The sequence below is a fragment of the Paraburkholderia sp. LEh10 genome, assembly GCF_017814945.1.
In the GTDB taxonomy this organism is placed as follows: Bacteria; Pseudomonadota; Gammaproteobacteria; order Burkholderiales; family Burkholderiaceae; genus Paraburkholderia.
Window position 1 is genome coordinate 39,605 of record NZ_JAGIPX010000016.1, and the last position, 19,797, is coordinate 59,401.

General features: G+C 62.3%; 19 protein-coding genes. 12 read left to right on the forward strand and 7 right to left on the reverse strand.

The annotated features are described in order from the left end of the window. Positions 1 to 295 precede the first annotated feature (295 nt). Positions 296 to 739 (forward strand): lytic transglycosylase domain-containing protein, encoded by a 444-nt coding sequence (locus tag J8I87_RS15645; RefSeq protein WP_209932361.1) that lies wholly within the window; start codon positions 296 to 298, stop codon positions 737 to 739. 150 nt (positions 740 to 889) lie between these two features. After that, positions 890 to 2,170, forward strand: coding sequence for a GTP-binding protein (locus J8I87_RS15650; RefSeq protein WP_209932362.1), 1,281 nt, complete (start codon positions 890 to 892; stop codon positions 2,168 to 2,170). Positions 2,171 to 2,264: 94 nt separating this feature from the next. On the opposite strand, the gene J8I87_RS15655 is transcribed toward J8I87_RS15650, so the two are convergent. Beyond that, positions 2,265 to 2,543, reverse strand: coding sequence for an HU family DNA-binding protein (locus J8I87_RS15655; RefSeq protein ID WP_007581741.1), 279 nt, complete (start codon positions 2,541 to 2,543; stop codon positions 2,265 to 2,267). Between the two features lie 479 nt (positions 2,544 to 3,022). Between J8I87_RS15655 and mnmC the strand changes: the two genes are divergently transcribed. The 7 genes from mnmC to J8I87_RS15690 all read left to right on the forward strand — a co-directional run bounded on the left by mnmC (position 3,023) and on the right by J8I87_RS15690 (position 12,552). Beyond that, positions 3,023 to 4,987, forward strand: coding sequence for a bifunctional tRNA (5-methylaminomethyl-2-thiouridine)(34)-methyltransferase MnmD/FAD-dependent 5-carboxymethylaminomethyl-2-thiouridine(34) oxidoreductase MnmC (gene mnmC / locus J8I87_RS15660; protein ID WP_209932363.1), 1,965 nt, complete (start codon positions 3,023 to 3,025; stop codon positions 4,985 to 4,987). An 894-nt stretch (positions 4,988 to 5,881) separates the two neighbouring features. After that, positions 5,882 to 7,084 (forward strand): cation:proton antiporter, encoded by a 1,203-nt coding sequence (locus J8I87_RS15665; protein WP_209932364.1) that lies wholly within the window; start codon positions 5,882 to 5,884, stop codon positions 7,082 to 7,084. A 164-nt stretch (positions 7,085 to 7,248) separates the two neighbouring features. Further along, positions 7,249 to 8,364 (forward strand): YbdK family carboxylate-amine ligase, encoded by a 1,116-nt coding sequence (locus J8I87_RS15670; protein ID WP_209932365.1) that lies wholly within the window; start codon positions 7,249 to 7,251, stop codon positions 8,362 to 8,364. A 692-nt stretch (positions 8,365 to 9,056) separates the two neighbouring features. Further along, positions 9,057 to 9,701: a MarR family winged helix-turn-helix transcriptional regulator gene (locus J8I87_RS15675; RefSeq protein WP_209932366.1), complete on the forward strand. Its 645-nt coding sequence runs from the start codon at positions 9,057 to 9,059 to the stop codon at positions 9,699 to 9,701. 145 nt (positions 9,702 to 9,846) lie between these two features. Next, positions 9,847 to 10,560 (forward strand): glutamine amidotransferase, encoded by a 714-nt coding sequence (locus tag J8I87_RS15680; protein ID WP_209932367.1) that lies wholly within the window; start codon positions 9,847 to 9,849, stop codon positions 10,558 to 10,560. A 137-nt stretch (positions 10,561 to 10,697) separates the two neighbouring features. Then, positions 10,698 to 11,810, forward strand: a complete 1,113-nt coding sequence (locus J8I87_RS15685; protein WP_209932368.1) for an NADH:flavin oxidoreductase/NADH oxidase — start codon at positions 10,698 to 10,700, stop codon at positions 11,808 to 11,810. A 259-nt stretch (positions 11,811 to 12,069) separates the two neighbouring features. Continuing rightward, positions 12,070 to 12,552 carry an SET domain-containing protein gene (locus J8I87_RS15690; RefSeq protein WP_209932369.1) on the forward strand — a complete coding sequence of 161 codons (483 nt, stop codon included), beginning with the start codon at positions 12,070 to 12,072 and terminating at the stop codon, positions 12,550 to 12,552. A 51-nt stretch (positions 12,553 to 12,603) separates the two neighbouring features. Here the strand turns inward: J8I87_RS15690 and J8I87_RS15695 are convergent, their stop codons facing one another. Together J8I87_RS15695 and J8I87_RS15700 are read right to left on the reverse strand one after the other, a co-directional pair. After that, positions 12,604 to 14,106 carry a sensor histidine kinase gene (locus tag J8I87_RS15695; RefSeq protein ID WP_209932370.1) on the reverse strand — a complete coding sequence of 501 codons (1,503 nt, stop codon included), beginning with the start codon at positions 14,104 to 14,106 and terminating at the stop codon, positions 12,604 to 12,606. Between the two features lie 260 nt (positions 14,107 to 14,366). Continuing rightward, the gene (locus J8I87_RS15700) at positions 14,367 to 15,053 is read right to left on the reverse strand and encodes a response regulator transcription factor (RefSeq protein ID WP_007581727.1); all 687 of its coding nucleotides are present in this window, start codon (positions 15,051 to 15,053) and stop codon (positions 14,367 to 14,369) included. A gap of 115 nt (positions 15,054 to 15,168) precedes the next feature. Between J8I87_RS15700 and J8I87_RS15705 the strand changes: the two genes are divergently transcribed. After that, positions 15,169 to 15,393, forward strand: coding sequence for a DUF3717 domain-containing protein (locus J8I87_RS15705; RefSeq protein WP_209932469.1), 225 nt, complete (start codon positions 15,169 to 15,171; stop codon positions 15,391 to 15,393). Positions 15,394 to 15,538: 145 nt separating this feature from the next. On the opposite strand, the gene J8I87_RS15710 is transcribed toward J8I87_RS15705, so the two are convergent. Both J8I87_RS15710 and phhA read right to left on the reverse strand, forming a co-directional pair. Next, positions 15,539 to 15,835, reverse strand: a complete 297-nt coding sequence (locus tag J8I87_RS15710; protein ID WP_209932371.1) for a 4a-hydroxytetrahydrobiopterin dehydratase — start codon at positions 15,833 to 15,835, stop codon at positions 15,539 to 15,541. 116 nt (positions 15,836 to 15,951) lie between these two features. Next, on the reverse strand, positions 15,952 to 16,842 hold the full coding sequence (phhA, locus tag J8I87_RS15715) for a phenylalanine 4-monooxygenase (RefSeq protein WP_209932372.1): 891 nt from the start codon (positions 16,840 to 16,842) through the stop codon (positions 15,952 to 15,954). 145 nt (positions 16,843 to 16,987) lie between these two features. Here phhA and J8I87_RS15720 point away from each other — a divergent pair, with 145 nt between their 5' ends. Further along, positions 16,988 to 17,479 carry an Lrp/AsnC family transcriptional regulator gene (locus J8I87_RS15720; protein ID WP_209932373.1) on the forward strand — a complete coding sequence of 164 codons (492 nt, stop codon included), beginning with the start codon at positions 16,988 to 16,990 and terminating at the stop codon, positions 17,477 to 17,479. Positions 17,480 to 17,498: 19 nt separating this feature from the next. Here J8I87_RS15720 and J8I87_RS15725 read toward each other — a convergent pair whose 3' ends face one another. Together J8I87_RS15725 and J8I87_RS15730 are read right to left on the reverse strand one after the other, a co-directional pair. Then, positions 17,499 to 18,029 (reverse strand): class IV adenylate cyclase, encoded by a 531-nt coding sequence (locus J8I87_RS15725; RefSeq protein ID WP_209932374.1) that lies wholly within the window; start codon positions 18,027 to 18,029, stop codon positions 17,499 to 17,501. A gap of 294 nt (positions 18,030 to 18,323) precedes the next feature. Then, positions 18,324 to 19,220, reverse strand: coding sequence for a LysR family transcriptional regulator (locus J8I87_RS15730; protein ID WP_209932375.1), 897 nt, complete (start codon positions 19,218 to 19,220; stop codon positions 18,324 to 18,326). Positions 19,221 to 19,494: 274 nt separating this feature from the next. Here J8I87_RS15730 and J8I87_RS15735 point away from each other — a divergent pair, with 274 nt between their 5' ends. Further along, the gene (locus tag J8I87_RS15735) at positions 19,495 to 19,674 is read left to right on the forward strand and encodes a hypothetical protein (RefSeq protein WP_209932376.1); all 180 of its coding nucleotides are present in this window, start codon (positions 19,495 to 19,497) and stop codon (positions 19,672 to 19,674) included. Positions 19,675 to 19,797: the final 123 nt, after the last annotated feature.

Here is a 19,797-nt window from a genome sequence, read left to right on the forward strand (position 1 = left end):
TCTAACGTTCGCCGCAGGGCGGCTGTCCGATTGCGCGTCTGGTTACGTTCTTGAAAGTTTTTGCCTTTAGACAGCGTGCCATAACGACCGCCTTCTGTGGCCGCAACTTCCTGGCTTATGTCCGCTTGCCAACTTTGAGGCGACATTTCCAGCCGGTATGATACGGTCGGTTCGACTGATTCGAGCATAATAGGCGCAGCGGGTTTTCCCGAGTGCTGTCCAGGCGGATAAGGGTTTCCAGTCGTCTTTACCGCTTTATCTGTTTGCGCATTCATATACTTAGTCATCTTGACCGATGAAATTGATCTCCGTCACTGTCGCTGTTGGGCTCGCCGCGCTATTGAGCGCCGCGTCCGCACGCGCCGACTGTTTCGACGAGGCCGCCAATTATCAGAAGGTCAATCCGCTGATTCTGCGGGCCATTGCCTGGCAGGAGTCGCATAACCGACCCACCGCTGTTCACAAGAACGCCAACGGCTCGACCGACTACGGCGTCATGCAGATCAATTCCGTCCATCTGCCTGTGCTCGCGCAGTACGGCATCTCGCAGGGCACGCTGATGGAGCCGTGCAAGAACGTCTATATCGCCGCCTGGCATCTACGCCAGAAAATGAACAAATACGGCAATACCTGGGCTGCCGTCGGCGCATACCACTCCGAGACACCGTCGCTGCGCGACGAGTACGCGAGGCAAATCGTGGCGATTCTACGTAAGTGGAATCTGATGCCTGCCCGATAGCCGGCTCGTCCAGCCGACTGCGCCGGACAAAGTCGGACCTCGGCCTCACGCCAATTGATGCACAATGCGGCTTCGTGCTGCTGTCGGCCCGCGTCCGGATGACGTTCGGCCGCCGCATGTGTCATTCACCTTTAAGTTTTCCGTACTGCGATGAACCAGCCGCTTTTGCCCGTCACCGTGATCTCCGGGTTCTTGGGCGCCGGCAAGACCGCGCTCGTCGATCAGATTCTTTCGAACCGCGCTGGCCCGCGCATCGCTGCGATCGTTCCCGATCTTGCTGCTGTTCGTCTCGACATCGACAATGCCGCGCCTGTAACCACAGGCGCATCGCGCGTCGAACTGCCGAATGGTTGCGCCTGCGTGGAGGCGGATGAAGACGTGCTCGAACAGATGCTCGAGCTCGCGTCGGCGAATCGCTTCGATGCAATTGTCATCGAGGCGGCGGCCGTGGATGAGCCGCTAAGAATCGTGGAGTCTATCATAGATGACGGATCGCTCGCCGAACGCGCATCCATCGACACCGCTGTGACCGTGATCGATGCCGCGAATTTCATGCGCGATTACGCATCGACGGACGCGCTGTCCGAGCGCGGCATTGCCACTCACGACGACGACGACCGCACGATCGTCGAGGTGCTGATCGAGCAGGTCGAGTTCGCCGATATGCTCGTCATCAACAAGGCAGACCTGGTTTCACCCGACGATCTCATCCACCTGCAAGCGATACTCGCCGCGCTCAATCCGCGTGCGGTGCAAATCGTCAGCAGCTACGGCAATGCGCCGATCGAAGAAGTCGTACGCACGGCACGTTTCGATTACGACGCGACGTCGAATGGAGCAGGCTGGCTTGCGCTGCTGCATGATCCCATCAGTCACGAAGACAAAGCCGACGAACACGCTGAACAACCCGGCGTCGGACATTTCGTCTATCGGGCGCGGCGGCCGTTTCATCCCGAACGTCTATGGGCGCTGCTGCATGAGGAATGGAAAGGCGTGCTGCGCGGCAAAGGGTTTTTCTGGCTCGCGACGCGCAACGATATTGGCGGTTCGCTATCGCAGGCGGGCGGCGCATGCCGGCCAGCGCCCGCGGGAACATGGTGGGCCGCGCAGGACCGCAGCGAATGGCCCGAGGGCGACGCCGAGCTGATGGATGAAATCGCCGCCGACTGGTATGGCGATATGGACGACTTCACGATTGGAGACCGTCGCCAGGAACTGGTGCTGATCGGCGTCGATCTTGATCGGTCGCAGTGGCGCGCGAAATTCGACGCTTGCCTGTTGACGGACGACGAATACGCGCTGGGCGCCGAAGGCTGGCGCACGCTAGCCGATCCGTTTCCCGCATGGGATCTCGAAGACGACGATCACGATCATGCGCATCATCACGATCATGATCACGACGACGATGGCCATCATCACCATCGTCATTGAGCATGATCGCTGTGTAGCTCGACGCCCGTCATCGAAAACCACTGACAAAAAAAACCCGCCGATGGCGGGCGTCAACAAATCAAGCTGCTGTTGCTCAGCGCTTGTTGACTGCGTCCTTGAACGCCTTGCCAGCCGTGAACTTAACGGTCTTTGCGGCCGGAATCTTGATGGTTTCGCCCGTCTTCGGGTTGCGGCCCGTACGTGCTGCCCGCTTGCCCGAACCGAAGCTGCCGAAGCCGATCAACTGGACTGCATCACCCTTCGCCACAGCCTTCTTGATAACTTCAAGCAGCGTGTCCAGCGTTTCGCCGGTTTGAGCCTTGCTGGCGCCCGTCTGACCTGCGACGGCGTCGATCAGTTCCTGTTTGTTCATTAAGGTTCCTTTCTGGTTTAGGTTTGACACGAACAGCGCGAACGCGCCGATTATACGTGCGCGCGCCGCGCCGTCGAGCAGCGACGGCTCGGGAATACCCCGGACTCCCGCGGCGCGCCAGGCACCGCGCAGAGCACCGTGCAGCCGCTACCCGCGCGGCGCTTGCTATGATAGCGCAGCGCAAACCCAATCTGGATAAGGGTTTCGAAGAATTACACCCGGCAATGCCTGATACAGCATGGAAAGCGGCTTTTTCGGCGTCGAGGGCATCGAATGGCCGCTATCGGCGTCGCTCGAAGCCCCGTCAGCGTTGGTTTTTGCCAACGTTCGAGCCGCCTGGAACGGCGCTGGAGGGCCGTCTGGACGGGCTTTGGCGGGTGTCGGCATGCGCTTGACGTGTGCTCACGCATCCATCTGCAACGTCGAGCAACCGCTTCGCCGATGCCCGGATCTCTTCCCCGCATAGCATTTCATTGCGCATGACCGACCCGCTCGTTCCCGCTATCCTCGCGTTTCGCGACAACGGCACACCTTATTCCCCACGTCACGACGACATCTATCACAGCGCCGTCGGCGGTCTCGCACAGGCTGAATACGTCTTCCTGAAGGGCAACGAACTGCCCGCGCGCTGGCAGAAGCGGCGCGTGTTTACCGTGCTGGAAACCGGCTTCGGAATGGGCATCAACTTCCTCGTGACCTGGGCAGCATGGCGCGCGGACCCGCAGCGTTGCGAGCGGCTGCACTTCGTATCGACGGAGAAGCATCCGTTTTCACGAGCGGATCTGATGGCGGCATGCGCGTCGGCCGTTGCGGACACATCGATCGCGCCGCTCGCGCGCGAACTCGCCGATGCATGGCCGACGCTCGTGCCCGGCACGCACCGTCTCGAGTTCGACGATGGCCGCGTGACGCTCACGCTCGTCTTCGGCGATGCCGTGCAAACGCTGCACACGCTCTGGCTGCGGGCCGATGCGTTCTATCTCGACGGCTTCTCGCCTGCGAAGAATCCGGAGCTATGGACGCCCGCGATCTTCAAGGCGCTCGCGCGTCTGGCCGGCGATCAGGCCACCTTCGCCACCTATACGAGTGCCGGCGATGTAAAGCGCGGCTTGCAGCAGGCGGGGTTCGAGTACAGGAAAATCGACGGCTTCGGATGGAAGCGCGCGATGCTTGTCGGACGCTTCGCGCCGCGCTATCGCGTGCGTCGTCACGAGCCGCCGCTGCCGCTTTCCGTCGGCGAACGACATGCCGTCGTGATCGGCACGGGACTCGCGGGTTGCGCGGCGATCGAGCGGTTGACGGCGCGCGGCTGGTGCGTCACATCGCTCGAACGGCATGCCGCCGTTGCGCGCGATGCGTCGGGCAATCCAGCCGGCGTATTTCATCCGATGATGTCACGCGACGATAGCGTCGGCTCGCGCATCACGCGCGCCGGATTTCTGCACGCGTTGCGACAATGGTCGTTGCTGGAGCGGCGCGGACATCGTCCGTTGCGTGGTCCCGAAGGCCTGCTGCAAATTGCCGCCGACGAAGATGAAGCGTCGGCGATGGCTCACGCGTTTGCTTCTTTCGCTTATCCACGAGACTACGTGACACCTGTTTCGCGCGATGAAGCGCAGCGCGCCGCCGGCATGCGCGTCGCGCGAGCAGGTTGGTTCTTTCCGCATGGCGGCTGGATCGATCCCGCGTCGCTGTGCGCAGCGCAATGCGAAGTCGCGGGCGGCTTGCTCGAACGGTATTTCAATGTCGATGTAGCGCGCGTCGAGCGCCTTGAAGATCAATGGATTGTGTTCGACACCAACGGCGTTGCCGTCGCCGGCGCGCCCGTTGTCATCTTTGCCAATGCGCATGAAGCGGCGCGTGTCGCCGGCTTGCGTCATGCGTCGACGCGCAGCGTACGCGGTCAATTGACTCTGCTGCCCGCAGGCGCCAACGCGTTGCGCGTGCCCGTGATCGGTGAAGGGTACGCGCTGACGCTGCCCGACGGCGTCACGCTGACGGGCGCAACCTATGACATCGACGACCCCGACACCGCGTTGCGCGCCGATGCGCATGTCGAAAACATCGAGCGCGTCGCGCATATGCTGCCCGATATGAACGCGGCAATCGACGCCTATGCGCAAGCGTCGCTGGAAGGGCGCGTTGCGTTTCGCTGTGTGACCAGCGACCGTCTGCCGATGATCGGCGCATTCGCTGACGAATCAGCCGCGATCCACGACGCAGCCAGGCTACGCGGCGCATGGCCGCTCGATCTGCCGCGCGCGCCGGGGCTTTATGGTGCATTCGCGTTCGGTTCGCGCGGTCTGGTGTGGGCGTCGCTGGGCGCGGAGCTGATCGCATCGCAGATTGAGGGCGAGCCCTGGCCGATCGAACGGGATCTCGCGGAGGCGCTCGACCCCGCACGGTTCCTGTTGCGCGCGCTGCGCCAAGGCACGGCACGCTGAACGTATTACCGTTAAAAGTTATCCACAACAAATTGTGGATAACCGGGAAAACTGCAGGCGAAACTCGTGTGGAATCGATGTGGACGTAAACGGGGTAACTCGACGGCCACGTAAACAACCCAAAAAGTTATTCGTCGAATCCAACGCCGGGCGCACATCAAACACATCCGGTTATGCGCTCAGCAAAACGCTGATTCGTTTCGGTAAACCGAGGTTATCCACAGAAACTCGGCGGCCTTGTTAACTTCTACTACGTATACATACGAGTAAACCTATTGATGAAAAGCCGAGGGCCGTCGACGCGCCGCGGCATGAACTTTCTCCTGCTTGAAGCGAGCGCCTTCGCTACGCGACGCATCCGGCGCATCTGACGGTTCCAACGCCTTCGTTCGCCCGCCGCAACCGGAACGCCGAAGCCCAGCAGCAATCAAACACAGGCGCAAGCCGACACTCGTCGAGCACAGCGGCAACGGGCCGTTATCCCTCGGAAACATGGGTTCTCGCCTGTCGTTTTTTCCTGTTGTCATGAAATTAGCGTACGTTTTTACCGCTTTGACAGCTCGTTGGACGCTTTTCCGTCAACTGCAAACAAGGTATGGCACAATCGCCGTTCTTCCGCATCGTGTTTTGCCCCCGCAAACCGACGCGTCAATGGAACGGTTGCCGGACCCTCAGAATCTGATTCAAAAGTCGACGGCGCTCTTTTCACTCACGTCGAGCCGCCTGTAGTCGCGCGGCATCGGCGTGTTCGTTTCAGTTTTTCATCCGATCGTTGACAACCCGCAACGCCGGCCGACGTGCCGATCGCGGCGACGGCGCGGCCCGCGCCTTGCGCACCGCCAGCGTCTGCCCGTTTGCGTTGCCTGCCGTTGCTGCCAAGGAGAAGCCACCACGATGAAGTCGGCGTTTTCATTTTTCCCAGCCTGGCCGCTCACGCCCGATGCCATTTTCTGGGCCGGCCTCGCGCTGCTTGCCGCCGGGCTCGTCGGCGAACTGTGCTACCGGGCATGGCACCTGCCACGCGTGTCGGGCTATGCCGTCATTGGCCTTATCGCGGGTGCGGCGGGCTCGGGCGTGATCGACTCGGAGTCGGCCAGCACCGCGCGCCCGCTGCTCGACGTCGCGCTCGGCCTCTTGCTGTTCGAGCTCGGAAGCCGCCTGGATCTGCGCTGGATTCGTCGCAATACATGGCTCATCGTGTCGAGCGTGGCCGAATCAACGCTCAGTTTCGCGCTCGTGCTGCTCGTGCTGCTGTTCCTGCACGTGTCGACGGTGACGGCGCTCGTGCTTGCGTCGATTGCAATGGCGACTTCGCCCGCGATGGTGATCCAGCTGAAGACCGAGTTGCGCGCGGAAGGTCAGGTCACGCAGCGCCTGATGACGCTGACGGCACTCAACAGCATGTACGCCGTCATCATCGAAAAGCTCGCGTCCGGCTGGCTGCATCAGGAGGCGTACGGCAATCTGCTGGCGACAATTGTCCAGCCGCTGTACCTGCTGATCGGTTCGCTGATCCTTGCGTATGTGCTCGCGCGGACCATCACGTTTTTCTACAAGCGTGTGAACCTGCAGGACGAACACTCGTTTGTCGCGCTCTTCGGCCTCGTGCTGCTCGCGATCGCGCTTGCGCATCTGTTCAGGCTTTCGACCATTCTCAGCCTGCTGGCCGCCGGCATCATCGTGAAGAATCTGGAAGCGCGCCCGCAACTTTGGCCGCAGCATTTCGGCACGGCGGGCTGGCTGTTGACGGTGATTCTGTTCGTGCTGACGCTGACGACGTTCGAATGGAAGGACATCATGCTGGGCGGCGTGGCGGCCGTCGGTCTGATCGTCACGCGGCTCGTCGCGAAGCTGGTCGGCGTGCTCGCGTTCGCAAGGCCGAGCGGGCTGAATCTGAAGCAGGGGATGGCGCTCGGGCTGTCACTGTCGCCGATGTCGGCGCTTGCGTATCTGCTCGTCGACGATACGTACCAGCTTTATCCGAATTTCGACCCGACACTGCGGGCGGTCGTCATGTGTTCGATCGTCGTGCTGCAGATCGTCGGTCCCTGGCTCGTGTATCGCTCGCTGGCGCTCGTCGGCGAGCGGCGCGAGTAAGCAACGGCAGCGCCGGTTGGGGCCGGCCGATACCGGTCTGGCACTGACGGGCGCAACAGCTTTTTTCGCGCAGCGCACGCGTTCGCTGCGGCATCCGCCAGTCAATCCGGCCGGGCGGCCTGCGCCAGCGGGCGGCGTCCGGCCGACATGAATCAGGAAACGCCATGTCACTCGAAGCCTTCGTCGATTCGAAACCGTTCACCTTCGGTGTCGAACTCGAGATGCAGATCGTCAACACCCATGACTATGATCTGACCAAAGCGGGTACCGACCTGCTCCGGCTCATCAAGGACGAAAAGATTCCGGGCAGCATCACGCCGGAAATTACCGAAAGCATGATCGAGCTGTCGACGGGCATCTGCACGTCGCACGAACAGGCCGTCGCCGATCTGCGAACCATTCGTGACGTGCTCGTCGCCGCGGCCGACCGCCTGAACGTCGGGCTGTGCGGCGGCGGCACGCACGCGTTCCAGCAGTGGAGCGAGCGGAAGATCGTCGATACGCCGCGCTTCCAGTACCTTTCCGAACTCTACGGCTACCTCGCGAAGCAGTTCACCGTGTTCGGCCAGCACGTGCACATCGGCTGTCCGAATGCCGATAGCGCGTTGTTTTTGCTGCATTCGATGTCGCGCTACATTCCGCATTTCATCGCGCTGTCGGCGTCGTCGCCGTTCGTGCAGGGCGTCGATACGGGCTTTCACTCGGCACGCCTGAATTCCGTGTTCGCGTTTCCGCTGTCGGGCCGTGCGCCGTTCGTGCTGACCTGGGACAGCTTCGAGGAATACTTTTCGAAGATGGTGCATACGGGCGTCGTCAACAGCATGAAGGACTTCTACTGGGACATCCGGCCCAAGCCCGGCTTCGGCACGATCGAAGTGCGCGTGATGGATACGCCGCTTTCCGTGGATCGCGCGGCAGCCATTGCGTGCTACATCCAGACGCTCGCGCGCCATCTGCTGCTCGACAAGCCGTTGACGCCAAAGGAAGACGACTACCTCGTCTATACGTTCAACCGTTTCGAAGCATGCCGCTTCGGCCTTGCCGGCACCTGCATCGATCCGCAGACGGGCGAGCGCCGCACGATTTCGGAAGACATCATTCACACGCTCGAGCGCATTGCGCCGCATGCGGATGCGCTGGGCTCGGGCAAGGCGCTCGACGAGATCGGTTCGATCGCGCGCGGCCAGATGAACGATGCGACCTGGCTGCGCAATATGGTCGCGCACGAAAAATCGCTGCACGAAGTAGTGCGGCAGCAGTGTCTGCAATGGCGCGCGTGACGCGGGCAGCGAAGCGGGGCGTGGTTGCGGGTCCCGCTGGATCCGAGCCTTGGCCCGTTTTGCGCCGAAAAGGCAACTGGCCCGATCACCAGGCTCGACACAACCCGCTTCGGCGGGTTTTTTTGTAGGTCGAGTTTCCGATAGGCCGTCCTTCAGGTTTATCCAATGTTTACGTATACAAACGTAGTAGTAGTTAACAAGCATTGCGTTTGCCTGTGGACAACCGAATAATTTCCTGAAAACTCAATATGCTGCGTAAACGATAACCACGCGGATGGGACGTGCATCGAAAGCGTAAACCTGGGAGAACGATTGGCAGACGCCCTGCCGGCTCGACGGTTATCAAGAATCGGCGCACAAGCCATCCTCCGTCTTTCCCGTGGTTATCCACAGATTGCATTGGATAACTTAGCTGTACGATTCGCCGCTCTCGCATAGAATGTCGTTTTTCGCCGTTGCGGCCCGCCCGGATCACGCCGTTGGTGCCCGGACAACAGATCGCAGCGGACACGGAGCATGTGCAATGCCTGTGTAAGCAGCCGGAACAGGCGGCATCACGGGAAATTTTTGAGATAGCAGTAAATGGCAGACCGGGTTGACCGGTGAAGAATCCCCCTACAGACTGTCGACCCCGAGGCATCGATTCGGATGCCGGCGGGACACGGCAAGCTGTCAACAACGAACGAAAGACTATGAGCGAAGGCGTATACGGAGAGCAGGCAACCGGGCGGGTGACCCACAGCCTGCTGCGACTCAGCACGGCCATGCGGAGCCAGGCATGGGAGTGGGCGGAAGGCGCGGGCCTGACGCCGACTCAAGGCGAAATCCTCGTGCTGCTGATGCAGCGCAAGGGACCGATGCGTCTGGGCGAAATCGCACGCGAAACCGCGCTGACGGCCGCGACCACGAGCGACGCCGTGAGCACGCTGGAAACCAAGGGCCTGGTGGAAAAGCGCCGCGCACTCGACGACGGGCGGGCGCTTGCCGTGCGTCTGACGGCGCGCGGCCGCACGGCGGCCAAGCGTGCGGCGCAATGGCCGGACTTCCTCGCGAAGGCGGTCGGTACGCTGCGCGACGAAGAGCAATCGATGTTCTATCGCACGCTGCTGAAGACCGTGCGCCAGCTCGAAGTGCAGGGCGATATCCCGCCGCACCGGATGTGCGTGACCTGCACGCACCTCGAACCGAGCAAGAATCCGAAGAAAACGCCGCATCGCTGCGTGCTGCTCGATCTGTCGATGGCGGACACCGATCTGCGTCTCGACTGCTCGGTGCACGAAACGGCTGACGCCGCCACGCAGAAAAAGACCTGGAAGATCTTCGCGCAGCAAGGCTGAGTCGGCTAAACTGCGAAGCCGGCCGCCGATCGCACGCTTTGCGCGATCGGCGGCCGGCTGCTCGCGTCGCCCGTGCATCGGCTTGCGGCGTGTCTTCCGGCGTGCGTTAGCGCGTGTTCAGTCAACCTGACAGTGGGATGTGCCGATGAATCACGAAGTTCTGGCCATACGCCACGTGCACTTCGAGGATCTGGGCAGTCTCGAACGGGTACTCGGCGAGCGAGGGCGGCCGGTGCGCTATCTGGACGTCGGCTTTGCGCGCATCGAGGCGCCCAATCCTGTCATGCCGTCGCTGATGGTGATACTGGGCGGCCCGATCAGCGCGTACGACGATGACGGCTACCCGACCATCGCGCCGCTCGTCGCGATGATCGAAAAGCGCATCGCTGCCGGTTTGCCGACGCTTGGCATCTGTCTCGGCGCGCAACTGATCGCGCGCGTGCTGGGCGCGCGGGTCTACCCTTCAGGTCAAACCGAAATCGGCTGGACGCCGTTGACGCTCACCGAGGCGGGCAAAGAGTCGCCGTTGCGCCATCTGGACGCGGCGCACACGTCGATGCTTCATTGGCACGGCGATACATTCGATCTTCCGCAGGGCGCGGTGCATCTCGCGTCTACGCCGGCTTGTCAGAACCAGGCGTTCGCGTGGGGCAAGCATGTGCTCGGCCTGCAATGTCACCCCGAGATCCGCACTGATCGTTTCGAGCCCTGGCTGATCGGCAATGCCGGCGAAATCGCGGGCCATGGCATCGATGTGCGTGAGCTGCGCGCCGATACCGCCAAGCACGGTCCGAAGCTCGAAGTTGCAGCGTGCAACATGTTTGGGGAATGGCTCGATCAGCTCGCGACGAAAAGCTGAACGCCGCACCGACTGGCGCCTCATCGTTTGCAGCGCGCATTCCACGCATGACCTCGCGCGCCGCGCCAGGTCTGCAGCAAATCGGACCCGGTGCTATCCTCGATCGCTCTTGAGCTTCCACGGGCAACACCGTAACCATGAGCGCACTTTTTTCTCCGCTCACGCTGCGTAGCGTGACGCTGCCAAACCGCATCGTTGTGTCGCCGATGTGTCAATACTCGGCCGAACGCGGTGAAGCAACGGCATGGCACATGATTCATCTCGGTCATCTCGCGTTGTCGGGCGCAGGCATGCTGTGCATCGAAGCGACGGCTGTCGAGCCCGATGGACGCATCACGCCGAACGATCTCGGCCTGTGGGACGATGTGACGGAGGCCGCGCTCAAGCCGGTGCTCGCCGCAATTCGCCAGCATTCGAAGGTGCACGTCGCGATGCAGCTGTCGCACGCGGGACGCAAGGCATCGAGCCACGTGCCGTGGGACGGCGGGCAGCTGATCCCCGTTGCCGAAGGCGGCTGGCTGCCACATGCGCCGTCGGCATTGCCGCACAAGGCTGGCGAAGAGCCGCCGCTCGCGCTCGACAACGCGGGGCTGAACCGTATCCGCGAAGCGTTTGCAGCGACGGCCCGCCGTGCCGCGCGTCTCGGCGTCGATGCGCTCGAAGTGCACGCGGCGCATGGCTATCTGCTGCATCAGTTCCTGTCGCCGCTCGCGAACCAGCGCAGCGACGAATACGGCGGCTCGCGTGAAAACCGCATGCGTTTCCCGCTCGAAATCTTCGACATCGTGCGCGCTGCGTTCCCGGCCGACAAACCCGTCGGCGTGCGCGTATCGGCCGTCGATTGGGTCGACGGCGGCACCACGATCGAAGACACCATCGCTTTTGCCAGGGAGTTGAAGAAGCGCGGTTGCGACTGGGTCGACGTGTCGTCGGGTGGCGTGTCGCCGTTGCAGAAGATACCCGTCGAACCCGGCTATCAGGTGCCGTTCGCGAAGGCGGTGAGGGAGGCAACGGGTATGACGACGATGGCCGTCGGCCTCATCACCGACCCCGACCATGCGAACCGGCTGATCGAAGAGGGGGACGCGGATCTGATTGCGATGGCGCGCGCGATGCTCTACGATCCGCGCTGGCCTTGGCACGCCGCCGCGAAGCTCGGTGCAACCGTCGATGCTCCGCCGCAATACTGGCGCTCACAACCTCGCGATCAAAAGGCGCTGTTCGGCGACATTTCGTTCGGACAGCGCTGACATTGGGCGTCCTTGACGCGCGTCGCGTGCAGCATTGCTTGCGATACATACGTATCCGCGCGTTTGACGGTTGAACGAAGTCGTATCATCCGTGTACGATTTCGGTTGTGACGCTGCGCGTCACGTGTCGACGCGGCGCCAGCACGGCGCCGCGTTTGCTATCCGCGCCAGAAACGCGATGCATCGAGGTGCGTGCCTGACGCGGAGGCATCGGCGAACAAGAGTTTGCTCATCCACCGTTCTACAAAGGATTGATTCAATGAGTTCACGCAGGATCGCTGTGCGTCAATCGGGCGTGCACGGCAAAGGCGTGTTTGCACTCGAACCGATCGCGGCCGGCGAGCGGCTGATCGAATACAAGGGCGAACGGATTTCGTGGAAGGAAGCGCTGCGACGGCATCCTCATAATCCGGACGAACCGAATCACACGTTCTACTTCGCGCTCGATAGCGGCGACGTGATCGACGGCAAGGTGAAGGGCAACAGTGCGCGCTGGATCAACCACTCGTGCGCGCCGAACTGCGAGGCGGAAGAAATCGACGGCCACGTGTATATCGACGCGCTGCGCAATATCGAAGCCGGTGAAGAGCTGTTCTACGACTACGGCCTCGTGATCGACGCGCGTCAGACGAAGAAGCTGAAGAAGGAATACGAGTGCCGGTGTGGCGCGCGCAAGTGCCGCGGCACGATGCTCGCGGCGCCCGACAAGAAAGACGCGAAGAAATCGAAGAAGAAGAAATAATCCAGGCGCGCCGCCGGCTGCATTTGAGGCAGCGCGCTCAAGAAGCGGATATCACGGATCGACCGGCGCATGATGCGCCGGTTTTTTTGTTTCCCATGTCTGTTCGGGTTCGCGCAGCACCGCGCCCGTTTCGATGGGAAGACGCACGATGAAGCGCGCGCCGCCTTCTGCGGCGTCTTCGTAATGCACGCTGCCGCGATGCAGCGCCATGATGTCGTGCACGATGGCGAGCCCTAGACCCGCGCCGCCATCGACGCTGCTATCGCTTTGTCCCTGCCCGTCGCCACGGAAGAAGCGCTTGAAGAGATCGGGCTGCTGTTTCGGCGGCACGCCCGAGCCGTTGTCCTCGACCGTGATTTCCGCCATCGTGACGCCGTCCACCACCGTTTGCGTAACCGTCATCGTGATGCGCGCGCCGTTCATCCGTGACGGCGGCACGTATTTCAGCGCGTTATCGAGCAGGTTCGCGATCACTTCGCGCAGCAGCACGGGATTGCCGCGCGCGACCAGCGGATGATCGTTCGATGGATCGTCGAGCCGCTGAAAACCGAGGTCGACATGCACGGCGAGCGCGCGCGGAACCCATTCGGCACCTGTATCGAACGCGAGCGACGCGACGTCGAGATTCACGAAACGCGCGGCCTGTTCGCCCGGCTCGGCGCGCGCGAGCGACAGCAACTGATTCGACAGACGCACCGCGCGATCAGCGGCGGCACGCAATTCCTTGACGGCAGCGAGCGCCTGCTGCGGATCGCGCGCGATGGCCGCCTGTTCGGCGTGCAGCTTGATCGCTGTGAGGGGCGTTCGCAGTTGATGTGCGGCGTCCGCGATGAATTTGCGCTGTGCGTCGAGCGCGGATTTCAGGCGGTCGAGCAGGCCGTTCAGCGCGCCCGTCAACGGACGGATTTCGACGGGAACGAAGCTTTCGTCGACGGGTTCCAGCGATGTGTGCGTCTGGCGGTTCAGCGAATCGGCCAGATCGGTCAGCGGATTGAGCTGCTGGTTCACGACGCGCCACACGATCACCCAGCCCGCAAGCAGCAGAAGCAGCAGCGGCATCATGATCGCGACCAGGAACTCGGCGGCGATGCGAAAGCGATGATGCACCGGCTGGCCGACTTCGATGACGACGGGATTGCCCGTCGGCTGATCGACGCGCACCTGCGCGACGCGCACAGCCGTGCCTTCATGCTGCGTCTCGAACACATACGCGTAGTGCATGCGCCGCACGTTCGTGCCTTGCAGCGGCAGCTTGGGATCGCCGGCGATTTCGGTTTCGCCATTGCTGATCCGGTACACCAGTTGTTCGACGGGATCGGAGAACATCGCCTGAGCGAGCGGCGGCACGGTGATGGGGGCATCGGGACCGGCAATCTGGATCTGCTTCGAGATCGCCGTGGCGAGATCGGCGAGCGAACGGTCGACCACGTGCTGCGTGTATTGCCATGCGAGCCAATACGCGATGAGGCCGCTCATCAGCGCGAGCAACGAAAGGGGAGCGGCGAGCCGGCGCAGCAACTGGCGGCGCAGACTATTCGCGGCGGGATAGGGCATGATCGAACCCGCGATAAAAAGCCGACGTTGACGGATGACCGGCTGCGTCAGCCATGCGTTTGAACGGCGGGGTTTCAGCGGCGCGCTTGGCGAATCGCACGCATGGCGCGCGCCGTGCGAAAGCCGCCGAACGTTGCCGGGCGATCGCCGGCCGCTGCCGGGCAAAATGGCACAGGCGGCCGCGGCGCATTTATCGATGCGCTTGCGGCCGCCCGTCGAACGACCCGGACGCCGTCAGACCACAACGGTCTTGCCGACCATTATGACGCCTGGCGGATTTCCTGGAGTAGATAACCGAAGCCGCGCACCGTGACGATTTCGACGCGGCAATTTTCGAGTTTCTTGCGCACTCGGTGCACATAGACTTCGATCGCCGTATCGCCGAGATCGCCGCCGAAGTGCGTCAGGTGATCCTGCAGTTGCGCCTTGCTGACGACGCGGCCATGGCGCAGCAACAGCATTTCGAGCACCGCGAATTCGCGCGGCGACAGCTCGAGCGGTTTGTCGTCGTTGAAGATGCGGCGGTCCACACCCGACAGACGCACACCGCCGAGCGACACTTCCGGGCGCGGCATGTCGCCGTGCGGTCCGCTGCGGCGCATCACTGCGCGGATGCGCGCTTCGAGCTCGGCGGGCTCGAACGGCTTCAGCATGTAGTCGTCCGCGCCGGAGTTAAGGCCTTGCACGCGGTCGTTCAGTTCGTCACGCGCGGTCAGCACGATCACAGGCGTGTGACGGTTGCTCTGACGGAAGCGCGAGAGCAGCGTCATGCCGTCGATGCCGGGCAGGCCCAAATCGAGGATCACGAGCTCATGGCGGTTTTGCGTGAGGGCCTGTTCGGCGAAGATGCCGTCGTGGACCATGTCGACCGTGAAGCCGGCTTGTTCGAGACTGCTTTGGATGCCGCGTGCAATAGGGCGGTCATCTTCGATCAGAAGGAGTCGCATGGGTTTCGCTCAAGTACAATGGGTTGGGCAAGAGGCACGCGGTTCGCCGGGGCGCCTGCTGCACAGAATGCCGCGCGACCTGCGGTCGATGCGGCCTTCAACAGATCAGCCAGCTATGTCCGATATTACGATCTACGAACTGGAAGCCGCGATCAATTTCTGGCGTACCCGCTCGCCTTCGAGCGGCGACGAACTCGTTCTGTGCAAGGAGGCAAGCGCGCTCTCCAAGCCGTATGCGCTGATGATTGTACAGCGACAGACGGTGCTGCCGCAGGAAGGTTTGGACGAGTCAGCCCGCGCTGCGTGGGATTCTTACGTGTCCCTTAAAAATGGCCTGTAGAAGTGAAGGTTTGGTGGCCTGATTACCTGCAAAACGCTTTCATTGCGGGCTTTCCCTAACACCGTCGAACGTGGGCGGCTTTCGTCCGATCAACTTTTCGCGAGCGCGTTTGCGTCTGCTTTTTGCGTCTGCTTTTGCGTTAGCGTCACTTCCCAACAGCGATCTCATCGATAAAACGCGCGAGCCGAATATCGCGTTCGGTGAGTCCGTTCGCGTCGTGCGTCGATAGCGTGATGTCGACGGTGCTATAGACGTTGAACCATTCCGGGTGATGGTCTATCTCCTGGGCCTTGATCGCGACGCGCGTCATGAAGCCGAACGCTTCGTTGAAGTCGGCGAACCTGAATTGCCGCCTGATCGCGTCGCGGCCTTCGACGTCTTGCCACCCATTGAGTTGCGCGACGTGCGCCGCGCGCTTGTCGGAAGAGAGTTTCTGAATCATCGTTTCACCTGTTTCGAAGCGCTGCGCGGCCGTGCCTATGCTGCATGCGCCGAAGGCGCTATTGCGCGCGTCCGTTGTATTTTTCCACGCTTGAAGGTGCGCTGCAGTGCGCTGCGTCAGACGTCCGCGTCCGTCGCCCAGCCTTCGCCCGTGCCGCGCGTGATCACCCGATCTGCGGCGCGGATTTCACCCGCCGGGAACGGCGTGGTGCCGGCGAGCCTCGTCAGCAACGGCGCAAAGTCGGTACGTGCGACGTCGAACAGTTGCGCGAAGTCGTCGATGACGAAGTAGGTCTTCTGGAAGGTGTCGATCCGGTACTGCGTCTGCATCACACGCTCGAGATCGAACGCGATGCGGTTCGGCGCATCGCTTTGCTGGCTGTAGAGCGTCTCGCCCTTGCTCGACACGATGCCCGCGCCATTGATCTTCACGCCGTTGGGGCTCGCTTCGTCGCGGATCAGGCCAAACTCGACCGTGTACCAATACAGGCGCGCGAGCAGCGGCAACGCGTTCGCGTCGTGAGCGGCGAGGGCGGCACGGCCATACGCGTGCATGTAATCAGCGAACACGGGGTTGATCAGAAGCGGCACGTGACCGAACAGATCATGGAAACAGTCGGGCTCCTGCAGATAGTCGAGCTGATCGGGACGGCGCATCCACCATGTCACCGGAAAGCGGCGGTTCGCCAGATGCTCGAAGAACACCTGGTCCGGCACGAGCCCCGGCACGGCGACGATTTGCCAGCCCGTCGCGGGTGTCACCTGTTCGTTGATCGAGTCGAACGAAGGCACGCTTTCCGGCGACAGATTCAGCCGCGCGACGCCTTCGAGAAACTCGTCGCAAACGCGCCCTCGCAGCAGCGTGGTCTGCCGCGCGTAGAGTTGCTTCCAGACCATGTGATCGACCGCGCTGTAGCGATCCATCGGCTGGTCGATCGTGAAGTCGGCGCGGGTTTCTAGACCGGCGTCGAATTGCTCCTTGAGCTTGGCGGTATTAGAGGCGGACATGATTTGTCCGGGCAGCGCGCCCGCTGGAAATTGGATAATGCAAGTCTATAGCGGACGGCGCGCGGAAACAGCGCAAATTGCTCGCGATGAGCCTGATAAATGCGATAATCGCGCATCAAAACGCGAATGGATGCGGAGAATCCCCATGGTAGAGCTCGATCACTTCGATCTGGCGCTTCTCGATGTATTGCAGCGCTTCGGGCGCGCGACGCATCAGCAGCTTGGCGAACAGGTGCCGCTGTCCCCGTCGCAGATCGGGCGGCGCTTGCAGCGGCTGGAAGCGATCGGCGTGGTCGACGGCTATCGGGTAGTGCTGCGGCCGGAAAAGCTCGGGCTCGGCGTCACCGCATTCACGAGCCTGAAGCTCAAGCACCACGGCGATTCGATCATCGAGCAGTTCCAGCAGCAAATCGACGTGCTGCCCGAAGTGCTGGAGTGCCACGCGGTCGTCGGCGACGCGGACTATTTGCTGCGTATCGTCGCGCCGGATCTGAACGCGCTGTCAACGTTCGTGATGAAAAAGCTGATGCGTGTGCCGGGTGTCGATAGCGTGCGCTCGAACATCGTGCTGACGACGTTCAAGCGCAACGGCCCGTTGCCACTCGGCCATCTGGCGCCGGGCGCGCCGGCCGCCTGATGGGCGCGCGCGTTCGTCGTCAGGCAGCCTTCAACGGTTCCTGGTTCAGCATGTCCACATAGGCGAGCGCGACGAGCTCCGATTCCGGCACGCCGAGTTTCGCGAACATCGCGTGCGCTTCGGCCTCGCCACCTTCCTCGTCGTCGTCCGGCGCGAGTACGACTTCGAGCTCGACGAAATCGCCTAGGCCGTCGACGCGGTCCAGATGAATCCGTGTGCGTCCGACAATATAGACGTGCCGCTCCTTCGTGACGATGCCGCGCGTGGTGAGAGCCGTCGCGAGCAGCGAGTGCATTGCGTCGGCGTTCGTGACGGGGCTGCGCGTGTAGTACGACGCTTTCGGGCCGTCGCGGTCGTCGCGCTGATAGAAGATCAGTTCAGCGGGCGTGCCGTCGTCGAACTGGCGCAGCTTCAGACGGCCGCGCGGGACGTCATAGAAAAAGTCCTGCTGACGGAAGATCAACGGAGCGTCAGGCGAAAGCGCGGCGGCGCGCTCGCGAAGCTGCTCGAATTGCTGGGCGCGGGCTTTGATTTCGATGTTGCGTGCCATGTAAAGCTCCTGTCGGAAGTTGAACGTGGACGGCATCTGACGACGGCTGGACCGCCTCGATTGCCTGAGAGCGCGAGCCGGTCGGCAGAGGCCAAAGGAAATGTCGAAGGAAACGCGAAGACAGCGGACCAAGCAGTCTGAAGCGGCAAAGCGTCAATCTAGCAAAAAGCCCATGACCGTGTGGTTAAAGCCACGGCCCGCAAAAGGTGCAAAAGCAGGTGCGACAATGCGGCTGTGTCATGAGGTCGGCTCATATCGCCCGAAGCGGCTTTTCACGCGATGCGTTCACCGGGCTCACGCCGTCCACTGCTGCTCGATCAGCTTCAATGCTGCGGCGATGGCGGGTTCGTCCCGATGCGCCGCGAGGGTGATGAACGTCAGTTCGGTCGGCACCGTCACGCCTTCGACGATGGTCAACGCATGCGCATGCGCTTCGGCAATCGCAATCGAATCGCGCGCGAGCGTGAGTCCGACGCCCGATTTGACGAGATCGAGCATCGACGGTTCCTGATCCACCTCTGCGACCTTGACGGGCTTGACGCCGGCATCGGCGAATCGCCGCGTGAGCAGCCGGTTGTGCGCGGACGCGGGCGGGGTCCAGATCCACGGCAGCGCCGCGAGCGCGCGCCAGTCGCGCGCGCCTTTCACGCGATCCTTCCAGCCGGGCGGCGCGAGCACGCGATACTGGAAGTGCGTCAGCGTGACCGCGTGGAAGGTCGCGCCGTCGCGCGGGTCGTCGTCGGGCTGTCCGATGTAATAGCCGACGTCGAGTTCGCCTGCGCGCACCTGATCGCGCACCCAGCCCGACATGCCGTGGCGCAGCTGCGTTTCGATATGCGGCCACGTCTCGACGAGCTGCTTGAGAAAGCCGCCAAGCCGCAGAAACGCGGGATCGAGAATGGTGCCGATACGCAAGCGCCCGCGCACTTCCTGACGCAGCGTGGCCGCCGCGCGTTCAACGTCGCCAGCGGCCGCAAGCGCCCGCTCCGCGTGAGGCAGCAGCGCCTGGCCGTCGCGCGTGAGCGCGAGCCCGTGCGACGTACGCGTGAACAGCGTCACGCCGAGCGCGGTCTGCAAATGCTTGATTTGCAGACTGACGGCGGGCTGGGTCAGATGCAGTTGCGCCGCTGCGCGCGTCAGATTGCCTTCACGCGCGACCGTCGCAAATGCGCGAAGCAAGGTCAGGTCCATCCGCTGATATTAACGCGCCTTATATCGCATTTGAGCATTACTCATTGGATTTCCGGGACACTTGCCGATTACGCTTGGGTCATCGTCCGAAGCGCGTGCATTGCGCCGCAGCATTGGCCATCAAAAAGCCGTTCCACCGAAGGCGCTCAGGCGCCAACGCCCGCGGACATTGGAGATGGTATGGACGCCTCCCTCCCACGTTGGAAAGGGAGGGGAGCAAAAACGGCGGAGCCCTCGCTATACCCGACGGCATCAGAGTGCCAAAGTGGTGTTGTTGAAAACGACCACCGGGGTAAGGAGGGCTCGAAATCAAGACTACGACATCGGCGTGGACTTGGCAAAGTGCGTTTTTCGGGTGGACTGGATGGACATGGAGACGGGCGAGATTGGACGGCGGCAGCTCAAGCGCGATGCGTTCGTGCAGTTTTTTTCTCGAATTGCGCGCCCGCATTGATCGCCAAGGAGGCTTGCGGCAGCGCGCATTTCTGGTCACGCAAGCGACGCGTAGTTTCGCCTTTGCTGATCTGCGGTGCAGGTTCGGTACTTGCTCATTGCAAGCGGCTCACTGAATCACGGC

Excerpts from the sequence above, each read along its gene's own strand:
- J8I87_RS15710 (WP_209932371.1), bottom strand. The coding sequence starts at position 15,835 with ATGATTCAGAAACTCTCTTCCGACAAGCGCGCGGCGCACGTCGCGCAA.
- J8I87_RS15645 (WP_209932361.1), top strand. The coding sequence starts at position 296 with ATGAAATTGATCTCCGTCACTGTCGCTGTTGGGCTCGCCGCGCTATTG.
- J8I87_RS15705 (WP_209932469.1), top strand. The coding sequence starts at position 15,169 with ATGTCCGATATTACGATCTACGAACTGGAAGCCGCGATCAATTTCTGG.
- phhA (WP_209932372.1), bottom strand. The coding sequence starts at position 16,842 with ATGTCCGCCTCTAATACCGCCAAGCTCAAGGAGCAATTCGACGCCGGT.
- J8I87_RS15725 (WP_209932374.1), bottom strand. The coding sequence starts at position 18,029 with ATGGCACGCAACATCGAAATCAAAGCCCGCGCCCAGCAATTCGAGCAG.
- J8I87_RS15650 (WP_209932362.1), top strand. The coding sequence starts at position 890 with ATGAACCAGCCGCTTTTGCCCGTCACCGTGATCTCCGGGTTCTTGGGC.
- J8I87_RS15685 (WP_209932368.1), top strand. The coding sequence starts at position 10,698 with ATGAGCGCACTTTTTTCTCCGCTCACGCTGCGTAGCGTGACGCTGCCA.
- J8I87_RS15670 (WP_209932365.1), top strand. The coding sequence starts at position 7,249 with ATGTCACTCGAAGCCTTCGTCGATTCGAAACCGTTCACCTTCGGTGTC.
- J8I87_RS15695 (WP_209932370.1), bottom strand. The coding sequence starts at position 14,106 with ATGCCCTATCCCGCCGCGAATAGTCTGCGCCGCCAGTTGCTGCGCCGG.
- mnmC (WP_209932363.1), top strand. The coding sequence starts at position 3,023 with ATGACCGACCCGCTCGTTCCCGCTATCCTCGCGTTTCGCGACAACGGC.
- J8I87_RS15665 (WP_209932364.1), top strand. The coding sequence starts at position 5,882 with ATGAAGTCGGCGTTTTCATTTTTCCCAGCCTGGCCGCTCACGCCCGAT.
- J8I87_RS15700 (WP_007581727.1), bottom strand. The coding sequence starts at position 15,053 with ATGCGACTCCTTCTGATCGAAGATGACCGCCCTATTGCACGCGGCATC.
- J8I87_RS15675 (WP_209932366.1), top strand. The coding sequence starts at position 9,057 with ATGAGCGAAGGCGTATACGGAGAGCAGGCAACCGGGCGGGTGACCCAC.
- J8I87_RS15730 (WP_209932375.1), bottom strand. The coding sequence starts at position 19,220 with ATGGACCTGACCTTGCTTCGCGCATTTGCGACGGTCGCGCGTGAAGGC.
- J8I87_RS15655 (WP_007581741.1), bottom strand. The coding sequence starts at position 2,543 with ATGAACAAACAGGAACTGATCGACGCCGTCGCAGGTCAGACGGGCGCC.
- J8I87_RS15680 (WP_209932367.1), top strand. The coding sequence starts at position 9,847 with ATGAATCACGAAGTTCTGGCCATACGCCACGTGCACTTCGAGGATCTG.
- J8I87_RS15690 (WP_209932369.1), top strand. The coding sequence starts at position 12,070 with ATGAGTTCACGCAGGATCGCTGTGCGTCAATCGGGCGTGCACGGCAAA.
- J8I87_RS15720 (WP_209932373.1), top strand. The coding sequence starts at position 16,988 with ATGGTAGAGCTCGATCACTTCGATCTGGCGCTTCTCGATGTATTGCAG.